Genomic DNA, 15,059 nt, shown 5'->3' on the forward strand with positions numbered 1-15,059 from the left:
GATGGTGTTAGATGTCCGTCTTTGCCCTGGCGATAGCCTCATGCGTCTTCGACAGTTCCTGTACGTCGTTGATGCCGGCGCGCAGCGGATCGTGGTAGCGCTGCGTTGCCTGGATCTTGAGCATGTGCAGGATCACCTGCGCGTCCTTGGGGTCGTTCTTGTCCCAGCTATTGTGCAATGCTTCTCGCGTCCGCGCGAGCGACAGAGACGACACCAGTCGAACCTCGAAACCAGCCTCAGCCAGGCGCAATGCAATCGGCCGGTGATAGTTCCCCGTCGCCTCGAAGGCACAGACCACCGGGCGACCGTACGTCTGCAGGACTTCGACCAGATGGTCGTGCTCAGCACGGTTGTTGAGGACCTTCACGTAAGCCGGCGCGATCAGCTTGACCGTGTGGCCGAGCTTACCGATCTCACGTCCCCAATAGTGCGCGCCCGGGCAAGCCTCCATCGCCACGAGACACGGCGGCTGCGCAGCAAAGAATGCCAGCACCTGCTCGCGCCGGAGCTTCCTTCGAAACACGACTGTGCCGGCGGCATCTGCGCCATGGGCTTGAAAGACATTCTTGGCCAAATCCAGATGATTTCGTGCCGGCGAGCCAACTCCGGGTCAGCCGCAATGATCGTCGCAAGCTCGGCATCGACCTGTTCGATATACCGCTCGATCTGATCGAGACGCTTTTTGTGCTGACGCTTGAGGAGAGGCAGCGTCACGTTCTTTGCTTGATTTTGAAGCGCGATCTTATCACGGACCAAGCCATCGCGAGCGCTGATCAATTCCGCGAGCTTGGCTTGTTGTGGCGTACTTGCCGCGCGCACGGGAGGCCGGAGCATCGCCGCCATGCGGGCCAAGATTACCGCATCAATTCTGTCCGTCTTGGCGAGAGTGCCTGCCGCTTGTGCGAACCGCCGCGCGCGAGCCGGGTTGAGCTTAACACATGGCAGATCCGTCAGAGCCTGCTCAAGTTGCCGGTGGTAGGCGCCAGTAGCTTCATAGGCGATCCGATCGATCTGCCATTGCCCAAGCCAATCTATCAGTTCCCCGTGGCCCCCTGACCGTATTGGTGAATTGTCGCTCGCTGCCCGCAGGATAGGCATATACATCAAGGGTCGCTTTTGAGATGTCGATGCCGATCGTTTGGGGTAGAGTATTGTCCATCTTTTCCGCTGTCCTACTCTTGTCATCCGGGCCCGAAGCCCTGGTTTCCGTCCAGGTCTGGTGGAAAAGAAAGGGGTGATCACACTAATCGACGGTCCTCCACGACCGAGACAACTTCGATCCAACCCCTTCCGCCCGATCCGGGTAGCCACCCGGATCGGGCATCTCTTAATGCCCACAACCGGTGGAAAAGTCATAAGACAAGACAACCCCATCACTCCATATCGGCATCCGAATTTTGACCCCCTTGCAACGTAGACAGTGCTTGGCCTACCCGGCGCTCTCCGGGGTGGTGATCGTCCTTGACTTTAGTCTAGAGCATGTCGCACAAAGTGTGCAGCGGCTTTGCGACAACGACATGCGTAAAAACAAAGACTTAAAGCGCGGGAAGCGAATCTGAAAGATCGCGACGCGTTTGAGTGCGGCTCTTGCAACACCAGGACACGTTTCCGGTTTCGACAATCGCGCAGTGGGTCGACCGGTTGAGGAGCGCTGGAATTCGACTGGTCCTGGGAAGCGTAGACACTGATACCGACAACTTATCAGATATAGAGTTGATCGACACCCAGGGGCAGCTCGTATCCCACTCCCCAAGCATTCTTATAGGGCGCTAGGGGCTGAGGTGAGGTTATCTACTTACACCAGGCCTCCATCGTAACATTGTTTTCTTGATCGGAGATCCAAAGGGACGTTTGCTTCGTTTCTGATCGTGCATTGGTCGAAATTCGACCACCGCTGAACAAGGGGCGGGTGGACCGAAATGCAAACGTCCGAGGTGAATTTCCGTTACGCCGTTCGGTCGCCAAATCCAGAAGCAGAGTCGCTTGCAGTGGCCCGTGAAAGATTAGGCCCGGATAGCCCTCCTCGCCGGTCACGTAGGGTTCGTCGTAGTGGATTCGATGGCCGTTGAAGGTGATGGCGGAATAGCGGAATAGCAGTACGGAATTCGCCTCAACATGACGAGAATAATCCGCGACCTCGCGTGTGGGTGCACACTCTTCCTTTATGGAGGCGCTTTCGAGTTCACGGTAGACAATATCCTGTCGTTCGTCGAGGCTGCGGCCCCGAGAGGTGGCATAACGATGCCGCACCGTAACGAAGATCAGTTTGCCGCTTTGCCCCTTTTTCAGCTCGACATTTTCAATCGTCGAGACGCGGGAGACCTCGTCGCCAATGCGGAAGTCGCCTGAGAAAGCCAATTCTCCGCCCGCCCACATACGCCGGGGAAACGGAACCGGGGGCAAGAAACTGCCACGTGCAGGATGGCCGTCTCGCCCAATGCCCCGCATAGGGACGATATCGGGCGCTAGGCACCAATGGATTCCGACCGGGGCCGCCGCGCCAGGGGATGCGTTTCGCTCGATGTCCAGTACGGCGTCGAGGCTTGCCGCGAGACGGGGAGTGATTACATCGCTCACGCTTCGTTCGCGACCGATCCAGGTTCTGAGGTAGTTGATATCGACATCGGTCATGCCCCCTCCGTCAATAGGATCGCGGCATGCCAAGCACATGCTCGGAAATGAAGCTGAGAATCAAGTTGGTCGAAATCGGCGCTACCTGATATAGGCGCGTCTCGCGAAACTTGCGTTCGACATCGTACTCCTCGGCGAAGGCAAATCCACCATGGGTCTGCACGCAGGCCTCGGCAGCTGCCCAGGACGCCTCGGCCGCCAGCATCTTGGCGATATTGGCCTCCTCGCCACAATTCTGGCCCTGCTCATAGCGCAAAGCCGCTTCATGCACCATCAGTTCGGCGGCGCGCATCTGGGCATAGGAGCGTGCGATCGGGAACTGGATGCCTTGGTTCTGGCCGATCGGTCGACCGAACACTACCCGCTCCTTGGAGTAGTCGCTGGCTTTCTTGATAAACCATTTTGCATCGCCGACACATTCGGCGGCAATTAGAATACGCTCCGCATTCATGCCTGAAAGAATGTAGCGGAAGCCTTTTCCTTCTTCACCCAGCAGGTTCTCCACCGGAACCCTCACATTGTCGAAGAACACCTCTGTGGTGGCGTGGTTCATCATGGTGCGGATCGGCCGTATGGTCATCCCAGCCCGCTTGGCCTGCTGCATGTCGACGATGAAGATCGAGAGGCCATCGGTCTTCTTGGCCACTTCGTCCCTGGACGTGGTGCGCGCCAAGAGTAACATCAGGTCGGAATGTTCGGCGCGCGAGGTCCAGATCTTCTGACCGTTGACCACATACTGGTCGCCGTCTTTGCGGGCGAAGGTCTTCAGCGAGGTCGTGTCGGTGCCGCTGGCCGGCTCGGTGACGCCAAAGGCTTGTAGGCGCAGTTCGCCCGTCGCGATCTTGGGCAGATATTTGCGCTTCTGTTCATCATTGCCGTGCCGCAGGATGGCGCCCATGATATACATCTGGGCATGGCAGGCACCGCCGTTGCAGCCGGATCGCTGCACTTCTTCCAGGATTGCGGCAGCTGCCGAGAGCGGCAGCCCGGAACCGCCATATTCCTCCGGAATAAGTGCGGAAAGGTAGCCTGCTTCGGTCAGGGCATCGACGAATTTGGCGGGATAGGCACTGTCGCGCTCGAGCTTTTGCCAATATTCACCCGGAAACCCTGCGCAGAGCTTCGCGACTTCCTCCCTTATTTCGGCATAGTCCTGACTCGACACGTCTTTCTCCCTTTGAACAGTAGGTAAAGTCGAGTTTAGGGGGGCGTCATTATAACCACAAATACAGATTGGTGAGGCTGCATATATAGGAAATCTATAGCTCAGCCTCGACATGACGGATATCACCCGCCGCGTCGATGTGATCCAGCAGGGAAAACAGCGACGAGGCGCGGTTACCCAACACAGGCCTCGAAAGCGTCATGAACTTGGTTTCGATCTCGCTCATTTGCGGAAACGTTCCAGGCTCGCCGGATGGGTCGGCAATGGTGCGTTCCATTGTTCCAGACGCCGTGTGCACGGCAATATTGGCGCCGAAGGGATGGCGGAGGCCTTCAAGTAGCTCGTCGCGCCGTACGTCGATGCGCGCGGCTATGGCTTCGACATCGGGATTGCCGAGCAAGGCATAGTCATCCCAACCGAAACTGCCCTTGTACAGCGCCACCGCAGCGGCAAAAGGCATCGAGAACTGGCCTTCCACGACGCTTCTCGGCCGTCGCTTGGCTTGGAGCGGCGCACCGGTCAAGACGATGCCGTTCTTGTGCAGCCCGATATCGACCGACAGGATATCTGCCGCGGACCATCCGTTCTCGCGCCGTAGTTTCAGCAGGCCGTCAACGGCGGCATGGGTATAGCGGCAGGCCGGATAGGGCTTCATGCCGATATTCATCGTCTCGTAGACGGTGCCCAGATCGGCCACGGCCCGCTCGGGCAGAGGATCGTCAGTGTAGCCGACGAGGAAGCCATGTTTGCCTTCGATGGCATCGGCCGCACCGACGAAGCCCTCCTTTGCTAGTGTGGCGGCGATCAGCCCGTTCATGGCAGCAGCGCCTACCTGGTAGCGTTTGTTCCAGGCGCCGTTGACCAGAAATTGCAGAGAGCCGGCCGCCTGGCTGCCGGCGACGCCGAAGGCCGAGGCGATCCCTGCCGCATCCAGGCCGAGCAGTTTGCCTGCCGCCGCTGCTGCGCCAAACGTACCGGCCGTTGCGGTGGGATGAAATCCACGCGCATAATGTGCGGTGGGGTCGAGCGCGTTGCCGAGCCGGCAGCAGACCTCGTAGCCGGCAACGATGGCAGCCAGCAGTTCCTTGCCCGATGCGCCGACCATCTCGGCCGCCGCATAGGCGGCCGGTACGACGGGTGCGCTCGGATGCAGCGAGCTGTCGGCATGGGTATCGTCGAAATCCAATGAATGACCGAGCGCGCCGTTGAGTAGGGCCGCTGTCGCCGGAATATAGTTGCGGGATGATCCAAACACCGTGCACTGGCCTGGTGCGTCCAGGCCGAGCGCCTTGATCATGCCGAGCAGGCTAGGGGTGGAATCGGCTTCCTTACCGGCCCGCACGATGCTGCCGATCAGATCGATGGCGAGATGCCGTGCACGCTCAGGCACCTCAGGCGGCAGAAGCCCATAATGGAGGTCGGCGACATATTTGGCGAGGATTTCGGTGATTTTTATCATCTCACGATCCGTTTGAATGGCGTTTGTACGAATGGATTATCTGCCGCGCTCGGGCGAGAACGGGAGCATCGACCATGGCGCCATCCACGGCCCGCGCGCCGTCCTCAATGCTTGCCGCGATCCGCAATGCCCAGGCGACGTCTTCGGCGGCAGGGGCCTGGCCCGCGCGCGCCGGCGTGATTTGCGCAGGATGAATGAGCAGCTTTCCGGCAAAACCGAGCGATGCGCCGTAGCGCGCTTCGTTCTCGGCGATCGAACCGTCCTTGATCGACAGCGTGACGCCGTCGACTGGCGCCGGCCGGCCGGCAATGCGCGATGCCAGCACGATACGGCTGCGGGCGAGTAACAATGCTTCGCGACTGTGAGCGCAGCCGAGATCGGCGGCAAAGTCGATCGAACCGAAAGCCAGGCGATCGGCCGCGGCGGCAATGGCATCCGCATGGACGAGGCCTTTGGCAGATTCGATAATGGCAAGGACAGGCATTCCGGCTGGCAGCCGTGCGCGCACCGCCTCGATGTCGCGCACACTTTCCGCTTTGGGCAGGACGACACCGTGGATCGGCAGGCAGGCGGCCATGGTGACATCATCATCATGCCAGGATGTGCCGCTGCCATTGATGCGGATGAAAACCGGGCAGGCTGTGCCGGCGTCACCCAGTGCAACTGTCAGCCCGCTACGAGCATCCGCTTTCGCAGATGGCGAGACGGCATCTTCGAGGTCGACGATGATCGCATCGGCGCCCGCTCCTGCCGCCTTGGCGAAGCGCTCGGGCCGATCGGCGGGTACGAAGAGGAAGAGCACGAGATCGGCGATGTCGGCAGGCATGAATGTCCGGAGCAGTTGATGGCAAGGTGGCCATTGTCGCCACTTATGTCAAAGTTCGCCAATATATTTTTGCTCGTTGGTGTATACTCTCCCATTATGATCGCGCCCGCCAGCTGAGATAACATTTACGTATGGCCACTCCATTAGAGTGTTATTTGAAGTGATGACAAAAATCGGCGATGCTCCCCTAAGCCGAGGTAAGTCGGCCGTGACGAAACAAGAATTGTTTGGCGGGAGCAATGAAATCAGATCTCAAAGGCGTGCTGGTGGTGTCCATTGAGCAGGCCGTCGCCGCGCCTTACCTGTCGTGCAAACTGGCCGATGCCGGCGCACGGGTAATCAAGGTCGAGCGGCCCGAAGGCGATTTCGCCCGGGAATACGATCATCTCGTCCATGGCGAAAGCGCTTATTTCGTCTGGCTCAATCGTGGCAAGGAATCGGTCTGTCTCGATCTCAAACAGGAAGAAGATCGGGTGATCCTGATGAATATGATCGGGCGTGCAGATGTCTTCATCCAGAACCTGGCGCCCGGCGCGGTGGATCGTCTCGGCTTCGGCGCAGACACGCTTCGCAAGAAATTCCCGCAGCTCATCGTCTGTTCGATTTCAGGCTATGGAGACGAGGGACCGCTGCGCGACCTAAAGGCCTACGACCTGCTGGTCCAGGCTGAGAGCGGCCTGTCTGCCATCACCGGCAACGAACACGGCTCGGCGCGCGTCGGCGTTTCGGTCTGCGACATCGCTGCTGGGATGACTGCGACGCAAGCCGTGCTGCAGGCGCTTTTTGCGCGCAGACAGACAGGAGAGGGCCGGCATATTTCCATCTCGCTCTATCATGCACTGTCGGACTGGATGAACGTGCCCTATCTGCAATATATCTATGGCGGCAAGGTGCCGGCACGCAATGGCCTGAACCATCCGACCATCGCGCCCTACGGCGCCTATGTGTGCGCCGACGGCAAATCAGTGCTGTTTTCGATCCAGAACGAACGGGAATGGAACGTGTTTTGCAGCGAAGTGCTGGGGCACCGCGAACTGGCATCCGATCCGCGCTTTGCCTCCAACAGCGATCGGGTCAAAAACCGCGAAGTGCTGGATGCTGCCATCATACCAATCTTCGCTGCTGTCGCCCGGGATGAAATGGCTGAACGGCTCTATTCGGCACGCATCGCCTATGGCCGTGTAAGCACTCTGGAAGATGTCGCTGATCATCCGCAGAACCGCTACATGTCCGTGGATACGCCGACAGGCCCGGTACGCATGCTGGCGCCCGGCGCGATTGCCGATGGCGCCGTCCCCTCGTTCGGTCCGGTTCCAGCCTTGGGGGAGGGTACGGAGCGTCTCCGAGAAGAATTCTCCGTCGTCCAGATATCGGCGTGACCGCTGGAACCTATACGCACACGCATCTATACTTGACAGACTTCCTCCCGTTTCCATTATAACGGAAAGCGAAGCTGCCTTGCGCAGCCATAAAAGAATATTGGGAGGTCCGCGTGGACCTGCGTCAGTTGCGCTATTTCGTCGCCATCGTCGAGCAGGGCTCCTTCTCCAAGGCGGCCGCGACGTTGAACGTGGCACAGCCCGCGCTCAGCCTGCACGTGCGTAACATGGAAGCCGATCTCGAAACGGCGCTGTTGTTCCGCAGCCCGCAGGGCGTTATGGCTACCGAGGCTGGCGAGATCTTGCTGCGCAATGCCCGTATTATCATCGATCAATTTTCCATCGCCCAGGAAGAGATCAAGGGGCATGAGGCGGAGCCGGCCGGGGAAGTGCGATTGGGCTTGCCAGGGACCATCAGCCAGATACTGTCGGTACCGCTGATCATAGCCGCGCGCCAGCGCTATCCGAAGATCAAGCTGCGTATAGCCGAGGCGATGAGCGGCTTCATCACGGAATGGATCAGGGAAAGCCGGATAGACATCGCGGTGCTTTATATTCCTGTCGAGGACAGGGTGCTGACATCCTATTCGGTGCTCACCGAGGAACTCTGCCTTCTGGGTCCGGCGACGCCGATAGAAGACATCAAGACGCCGGCTTTCGGGCCGCTGACGCTCAGGCAAATCGCGCCACTGCCGCTTATCCTGCCGAGTTCCAGCCATGGTCTGCGCGAGTTGCTCGAACGACAGGCGTCTGCGGGCGGGCTCAGCATGAATACCGTCATCGACGTCGATTCCTATGGCAATATCAAGGAGCTGGTGGAAAAGGGGCTGGGCTATTCGATCCTGCCGTTTAACGCCATTTCGCGCGAGGTGCGCGAGGGGCGGCTGCGGTCGTGGCGAATTAGGAAGCCGGAGCTCAAGCGCGACGTCCATCTGGTCCGTCCCGCGGATCGGCCGATGACCAACGCCGTTGCAGTCATAGAAGCGCTGTGCCGCGATACGCTGCTGGAGCTTGTGGCCACCGGTCAATGGAGCGGTGCCAAGCCACTGCATTAGCGGCATAGCGGATCGCTATACCTGCAAGCTGAATATTATCTTTGAATATAGCCTGATGCGCCGCAACTTCCTCCTGTCAAATGCCGACGGAGGAATGATTATGAACAAGAATATCGGGATCAAAGTGCACGCGAAAAGCCGCCTTGCCGGCAAGGTGGCGATCGTGACTGGGGCCGGCGGTGGCTTTGGAGAAGGTATTGCCCGGCTGTTTGCATCGGAAGGCGCGAAGGTCGTCGTGCTCGACATTCGTGCTGATGCTGCGGAACGCGTGGCGGCCGCCATCGGCGGCGAGACGTTTGCGACAACTGGCGATGTCGGCTCCAGGGATGATGTCGTGCGCGCCATAGCCGCAGTGACCGATAAATTTGGCGCGCCGGACATTGTCGTCAACAATGCCGGCTGGACGCATCGCAACCAGCCTATGCTTGATATCGATGAGGAAACCTTCGACCGTGTCTACCGGATCAACGTCAAGTCGATCTATCTGATGGCGCAGCCCGTCGTGCCGCTGATGAAGGCCAATGGCGGCGGGACGATTATCAATGTCGGCTCGGTGGCTGGTATCCGGCCGCGCCCGGGTCTCACCTGGTACAACGGAACCAAGGGCGCGGTTAACATCCTCTCGCAATCCATGGCCGTTGAATTGGCCCCCGATCTAATCCGGGTCAATTGCATCTGCCCGGTACTGGGGGAAACCGGCTTGCTTGAAAGCTTCATGGGCGTGGCCGACACGCCGGAAAACAGAGCCCGCTTCTTGTCGACCATCCCCCTCGGTCGTCTGTCGCGCCGGGACGATATTGCCTATGCCGCGCTCTATCTCGCATCCGACGAAGCAGCGTTCCTGACCGGCGTGTTGCTGCCCGTCGACGGTGGGCGAACGATTTGAACCACCAACATTCGGCCGCATAACGGTGATGCCGAACGTGACGTCGCCATAACATCGACATATGGCGCATAGCGCAATTTGATAATTTAATTAATGCGCCCGCCTGCTATAGATTTCAGGAAGTTCCGAGATTTTCCGTGTTTTTCAGCGGGTCCGAACGGGAGGCTGGAGGAGCGGCGGCCATAAGATTATGTGGCTGCCGGGAAGAAAGGCGAAACACAGAAAGCGTGCGAAACTCGCAACGATCCGGAAAGTAGATCGATTGTCGCGCTGGAGTGCAGGGAGGAATACGGCCTTGAACGTGCAGAAGTTATTCCGTTATCTCAACCAGGAAAAAATCGTCTTCATCCTGACGGTGCTGCTCTTCATCGCCTTTTCACTGACGCTGAACAATTTTCTTGATCGCGAAAATGTGCTGTCGCTAGTCCGCAGCGTCGCCGTGCTTGGCATACTCGGGCTCGGCATGTTGATCGTCGTCCTCGGTCGCGGTATCGACCTGTCGCTGGTGGCAACGATGGCGATATCCGTCGCCTGGTCGATGCAACTTATCAACGAGGGAATGTCGGTCTATACAGCGCTCACGGTCGGACTACTATTCGCGCTCGGTGTGGCGCTGTTCACCGGCATTCTGGTGGCTTACGCTGAAATTCCACCGCTGTTTGCAACCATCGCAATGGCAACCTTCGTCTACGGGTTCGGCCGTGCGCATCTGATCGTCGGCACCGATGTCGTTTACATGCCGAAGACGCTGGGCTGGATCATCTCGCTGGGGCAGGGCAAATTCATCGGTATTCCGATGCCGATTATCGTCGCCGCCGTCATGGCGCTGGTGGTGTTCCTGTTCCTGAAGTTCACCAAGATCGGCAACTTCATCTATGCGATAGGCGACAATCTCGCCGCGTCGCGGATATCGGGCATTTCGGTGCGGCCGGTGCTGGTGCTGCAATATGTGTTTTCAGGCGGCATCGCTTTCGTGGCCGGCATCATTACTGCGACCTCGGTCGAGGCGATGAACACCCGCATTGTCAATTCCAATATGATCTATGACGTCATCCTGGTCGTGGTGCTCGGCGGCGTCGGCCTGTCGGGCGGCCGCGGCAATGTGCGCAACGTCATCGTCGGCACGCTGCTGATCGGCGTGCTGATGAACGGCATGACCATTATGGATATCCAATACACGGTTCAGAACGTCATCAAGAGCCTGATTCTGCTGTTCGCCATCGTCATCGACAGCGTGGTCAACCCACGCGACGAGCAGACCGGCCAACAGGGCGACATCTGACCAGACCAATCAATCAGCAAACACTTGCGCTAAGGAGGAGTGGAACATGGGTAAGACTGGTTTACTGAAACTGGCGGCGATCTCGCTTGCCGTACTGACGATCTGTGCAACCGCGGTCAAGGCGGCCGACGATATGAACGATCCCTATCGCGCGCCGGCGCTTGACTCGCTCAAAGGCAAGAAGATCGCCTATCTGCCGATTTCGATCGGCTTTGACCTGGCGCAGGCCTGGGGCGGGGTCGTCAAGACGGAAGCCGAGCGTTACGGCATGACATTCTCGTCGCAGGACCCGAACTGGAACACTGATGCCATGGCACAAGGCATGACGGCGCTGATCGCCGAGCATCCCGATGTCATCGTCACCCAGAATCCTGATATGCAGTCTCTTGCCCGCCTGATGAAGCAGGCCGAAGCCGCCGGCATTGTTGTCGTGCAGTTGAACATGCAGGGCGCGGTGCAGACCGACGCCTTTGTTGGCCCTGACTTCATCGCCATGGGCGAGCAGGCCGCCAACATGATGATCAAGAAGTGTGGTGCCGATACGCAGACATCTCACAAGGTCGCCATTGTCCAGGGTGTCCTGACCGGCGGTGTCAGCTACTATCAGGTACAGGGCATGATGAAGGTGTTCGCCGAACATCCTGAAATCAAGATCGTTTCTAGCCAGGCTGCTGACTGGGATGCCTCCAAGGCGCGCGCAATCACCGAAACCGCAATCCAGCAGAATCCGGATCTATGCGGCGTGATCGACGTCTGGGACGGCCAGGGCATTGGCACCGGTGCCGCGATCAAGCAGGCCGGCAAACAGGGCCAGATCTACTTCGTCACGTCGGGTGGTGGCGCGCAGAGCATGTGCGATGGCCTGGCTGACGGTACGTACTCGGTGGCCATCAACTACAATGCTCCGGGCATGGGCCGCGATGCCTGGACCGCCATTATGATGGCGCTCCAGAACAACCAGGGTGCCGGCGCGATCAAGACGCAGATCTATTCGCCAACCCGCGTCATGACCAAGGATGACGTCAAGGAAGGCACCTGCTGGGATCCGCAGCAATACGCCAAGATCCTGCGCTGAACGAAATTCGAATATGGCCGGCTGACCGCCGGCCATATTCCCACAGTCTATTTTACTTATATTGCATGAGGAGGCGTGCCTTGGCATCGGCGAGTAACCTAACGAAGCTGAGATACCGCTTCATACCTGACCATATCATCGGCGAAATCCTGTCGAAGAAGTGGATCGACAACGCGATTCCATTTCTGGTGCTGGTCTGTGTCATCGCGGTTTTCGGATCGCTGATCCCGAATTTCTTCTCCGGCAGCAATCTTTCGATCACCTCCCGGCAACTCGGCGAATTCGCGCTGGTCTGCATCGCCATGATGACGGTAATCGTCGTCGGTGGCATCGACCTTTCCGTCGGCTCCAATTTCGCGCTTGGCAATTTCATGATGCTGGCGCTGCTTAATCTCGCCAATTGGCCGGTCGCCGCCGCCCTGCCCACCGTCATCCTGATCTGCGGTTCGGTCGGCCTGCTCAACGGCTTCCTGATCGGCTACCTGCGACTGAGGGCATTTTTGACCACCCTGGTGACGCTGATCATCGTCCGCGCCGTAGTCGATATGCTGCTGCTCAAATATGTGCAGGCGATGTCGATGAGTTTCTACCAGTCCGATATCTGGGACCTGATGGGCCTCGGCGGCTTCTTCGGCATTCCTTTCTCGTTGTGCGTTCTGATCGTGGTGGCCATCATCGGTCATGTCCTGCTGACGCGCTCGCGTCCCGGCTGGCGGCTAATGGCGATCGGCGGCTCGCGCCGCTCGGCCCACAATATCGGCCTGTCGGTTCGCGGCGCTGTCTGCGCAGCCTATACTATTTCCGGCATGCTGTGTGGTCTCGCCGGCGCACTTTATGCGGCACGCCTCGGTGGCGCCGGCAGCGATACCGGCATGGGCATGGAAATCGCTGCACTGACGGCGGCGGTTCTTGGCGGCAACAGCCTCGGCGGCGGCCGCGGCTCGATCGTCAAGGCGCTGATCGGCGCAGTCACAGTACTTGTTCTTACCAATGGCGTGTTGCGCCTTGGCCTGAATTCTGGCTCTGGCCCGATGGTGCTCGGTCTGACGCTGATCTTTGCCGTGTTCGTAGACGTCCGTTGGCTCAAGAACCGCGACAAACTGCTGTCCAAGGTCTATGTGTCGCCGACCTATATCGAGCTGCCCGAACCGGTCTCCACCAATGCAGCCGACAACACGGCCTTCGCGCTCAACGACCGCCTCCGGGACGTTGAGATCATCGGCCTGGGAGATGTTGAATCGCCGGAAGACGTGATTCTCGACGATGATGACAACCTCTATTGCGGCACAAGGCATGGCGATATCGTCCGCTTCTTCTCCCCCGACTACAAGACCCACGAGATTTTCGCCCATATCGGCGGCTCGCCGCTGGGCATGTCCTGGGACAAGGATTGCAACCTGCTGGTCTGCGTCGGCGGCATGGGGCTCTACAAGATCGACCGCGAACGTAACGTCATCAAGGTGACCGACGAAACCAATCGCTCGACCTTCTCCGTCGTTGACGATTCCCGCCTTAGACTGGCAGACGATCTCGATGTTGCGCCGGACGGCCGCGTATACTTCTCCGAAGCGACGATCCGCTACGAGATGCACGATTGGCCGGTCGATGCACTTGAGAGCCGCGGCAATGGCCGCATCATCTGCTACGACCCGAAGACCGGCAAGACCACCACTGCCATCCGCAACCTGATCTTCCCGAACGGCGTCTGCCTGGCGCAGGATGCACAATCTATCCTGTTTGCCGAGAGCTGGGCCTGCCGGATCAGCCGCTACTGGATCGACGGCCCGAAGGCGGGCACGGTCGAGATCGTGCTCGACAGGCTGCCGGGTTATCCAGACAACATCAACCGCGCCTCGGACGGTACCTATTGGGCGGCATTGATGGGGATGCGCTCGCCAGCCCTCGACGTGGCGCTGCAGATGCCGGGCTTCCGCAAGCGCATGGCGCGCCGCATCGCGCCGGACCAGTGGCTTTACCCGAACCTCAACATTGGCTGCGTCATCCGTTTCAACGACAAGGGCGAGGTGTTGGAATCACTCTGGGACCAGGGTGCCGAGAACCATCCAATGATCACTTCGATGCGCGAGCACAGAGGCTACCTCTATCTCGGCGGCATCACTAACAACCGCATCGGCCGTATCAAGCTTGAAGGACGTGACCCCAACTGGAGCGGCTATCAGAACTACTGGGGGAAGGCGTGATGGCCAATGCATTGCGAGACTGGGTGGATCGTTTCCTGGGCCGTGGTGACGCGGCCGTCACCGTGCCGCCGCTCGATGGCGCATTGAAGCCCAACAACCTGTTGGAAGAAGCGCCAGCAGGTCCGAGCATAGCCGGCGCTGACAATATCATCACGACATCGAGCGGATTGTTTGTTTCGAGCGGCAACGAGTTGCTGCGGCTCGCGGGTGAAGGTCAGGCGGATCCGATCTCCGTCTATACCACGTCCGGAAGGATTTCGGCGGTCGCGGTGTCCACCGATGGCACGCTTGCTGTCGCATCAGCACCCAAAAGTCTGGCTTTTGTCGATCCGTTGGGCCGACCACTGCCCAATCTCGCAGCCGGCACACAAGACTGGAATGGCGTCACTGCGATGGCTTTCGCCAGCTCCCGCGACCTGATCCTGACGATCGGTTCCGCCGCCAACACGCTTGATGAATGGCAGCGCGACCTGCTCGACGGTGGCCGGTCCGGCTCGGTCTGGAAGCTCGACACCAAGACTGGCAAGGCAACCAGACTTGTCGATTATCTCGCCTATCCGAATGGCGTCGCGATCGAGCGCGACGGCAATATCATCGTCAGCGAAGCCTGGCAAAAGCAACTCATTCGCCTGAGCCCCAGCGGCAAGCTGCTGGGCGAGGTGATGGAAGACCTGCCGGGTTATCCCGCCCGCATCAGCGTCTCCAGTCGCGGCGGCTACTGGCTATCGGTGTTTGCGCCGCGCAACCAGTTGATCGAGTTCGTGCTGCGTGAGCCCGATTATCGCAAGGCGATGATGGCGCAGGTGGACAAGGCATTCTGGGTGGCGCCCGCGCTCAGCAGCGGGCGCTCGTTTCGCGAGCCGATGCAGGGCGGGGCGCTCAAGCAGATGGGTATCCTAAAGCCTTGGGCGCCGACGCGCTCTTATGGCCTCGTGGTGGAACTGACGCCTGATTTCGTGCCGGTTCGCAGTCTACACAGCCGCGCCGGCGGCAAGCGCCATGGCATCACATCGGCGATCGAGGCAGGCGGCAAGCTCTGGGCAACAGCCAAGGGCGGCGACGAAGTGGTCGCGGTCGACCTCGGTATGCGGGGGAATTGA

General features: G+C 59.3%; 12 protein-coding genes and 1 pseudogene. 8 read left to right on the plus strand and 5 right to left on the minus strand.

All coding sequences use genetic code 11. From position 1 onward, the window contains the following. Positions 1 to 16: 16 nt before the first annotated feature. Positions 17 to 451: pseudogene (locus tag BM413_RS25090) on the minus strand (transposase); the annotation flags it as partial. Positions 452 to 588: 137 nt separating this feature from the next. Between BM413_RS25090 and BM413_RS33760 the strand changes: the two are divergent. Next, positions 589 to 1,056 carry a hypothetical protein gene (locus BM413_RS33760; protein WP_244538021.1) on the plus strand — a complete coding sequence of 156 codons (468 nt, stop codon included), beginning with the start codon at positions 589 to 591 and terminating at the stop codon, positions 1,054 to 1,056. A 735-nt stretch (positions 1,057 to 1,791) separates the two neighbouring features. Here BM413_RS33760 and BM413_RS25105 read toward each other — a convergent pair. Genes BM413_RS25105 through BM413_RS25120 form a run of 4 tightly spaced genes read right to left on the minus strand, consistent with a single transcriptional unit; the run spans position 1,792 to position 6,081 of the window. Beyond that, positions 1,792 to 2,631 carry an HTD2 family dehydratase gene (locus BM413_RS25105; protein ID WP_091917592.1) on the minus strand — a complete coding sequence of 280 codons (840 nt, stop codon included), beginning with the start codon at positions 2,629 to 2,631 and terminating at the stop codon, positions 1,792 to 1,794. A gap of 10 nt (positions 2,632 to 2,641) precedes the next feature. Then, positions 2,642 to 3,910: an acyl-CoA dehydrogenase family protein gene (locus tag BM413_RS25110; RefSeq protein WP_091917593.1), complete on the minus strand. Its 1,269-nt coding sequence runs from the start codon at positions 3,908 to 3,910 to the stop codon at positions 2,642 to 2,644. Then, positions 3,891 to 5,255 (minus strand): MmgE/PrpD family protein, encoded by a 1,365-nt coding sequence (locus tag BM413_RS25115; RefSeq protein WP_091917594.1) that lies wholly within the window; start codon positions 5,253 to 5,255, stop codon positions 3,891 to 3,893. The genes BM413_RS25110 and BM413_RS25115 overlap by 20 nt, the downstream gene beginning before the upstream one ends. 1 nt (position 5,256) lies before the next feature. Beyond that, positions 5,257 to 6,081, minus strand: a complete 825-nt coding sequence (locus tag BM413_RS25120; protein WP_091917595.1) for an HpcH/HpaI aldolase/citrate lyase family protein — start codon at positions 6,079 to 6,081, stop codon at positions 5,257 to 5,259. A 239-nt stretch (positions 6,082 to 6,320) separates the two neighbouring features. On the opposite strand from BM413_RS25120, the gene BM413_RS25125 reads away from it, so the two are divergent. The 7 genes from BM413_RS25125 to BM413_RS25155 all read left to right on the plus strand — a co-directional run bounded on the left by BM413_RS25125 (position 6,321) and on the right by BM413_RS25155 (position 15,059). Beyond that, positions 6,321 to 7,460: a CaiB/BaiF CoA transferase family protein gene (locus BM413_RS25125; RefSeq protein ID WP_091917596.1), complete on the plus strand. Its 1,140-nt coding sequence runs from the start codon at positions 6,321 to 6,323 to the stop codon at positions 7,458 to 7,460. A gap of 113 nt (positions 7,461 to 7,573) precedes the next feature. Beyond that, complete coding sequence (locus tag BM413_RS25130; RefSeq protein WP_091917597.1) at positions 7,574 to 8,515, plus strand: LysR substrate-binding domain-containing protein; 942 nt, start codon at positions 7,574 to 7,576, stop codon at positions 8,513 to 8,515. Between the two features lie 100 nt (positions 8,516 to 8,615). Beyond that, positions 8,616 to 9,401 (plus strand): glucose 1-dehydrogenase, encoded by a 786-nt coding sequence (locus BM413_RS25135; RefSeq protein ID WP_091917620.1) that lies wholly within the window; start codon positions 8,616 to 8,618, stop codon positions 9,399 to 9,401. Between the two features lie 301 nt (positions 9,402 to 9,702). Beyond that, a complete protein-coding gene (locus tag BM413_RS25140) occupies positions 9,703 to 10,683 on the plus strand; it encodes an ABC transporter permease (RefSeq protein ID WP_244538022.1) in 981 nt (326 codons plus the stop codon). 46 nt (positions 10,684 to 10,729) lie between these two features. Next, positions 10,730 to 11,758 carry a sugar ABC transporter substrate-binding protein gene (locus tag BM413_RS25145; protein WP_091917599.1) on the plus strand — a complete coding sequence of 343 codons (1,029 nt, stop codon included), beginning with the start codon at positions 10,730 to 10,732 and terminating at the stop codon, positions 11,756 to 11,758. Positions 11,759 to 11,823: 65 nt separating this feature from the next. Continuing rightward, a complete protein-coding gene (locus BM413_RS25150) occupies positions 11,824 to 13,959 on the plus strand; it encodes an ABC transporter permease (protein WP_175544433.1) in 2,136 nt (711 codons plus the stop codon). After that, the gene (locus BM413_RS25155; RefSeq protein ID WP_091917601.1) at positions 13,959 to 15,059 is read left to right on the plus strand and encodes an SMP-30/gluconolactonase/LRE family protein; all 1,101 of its coding nucleotides are present in this window, start codon (positions 13,959 to 13,961) and stop codon (positions 15,057 to 15,059) included. Before BM413_RS25150 ends, BM413_RS25155 begins: the two co-directional genes overlap by 1 nt.

The sequence above is a fragment of the Mesorhizobium sp. YR577 genome (genome assembly GCF_900116595.1).
Taxonomy (GTDB): domain Bacteria; phylum Pseudomonadota; class Alphaproteobacteria; order Rhizobiales; family Rhizobiaceae; genus Mesorhizobium_M.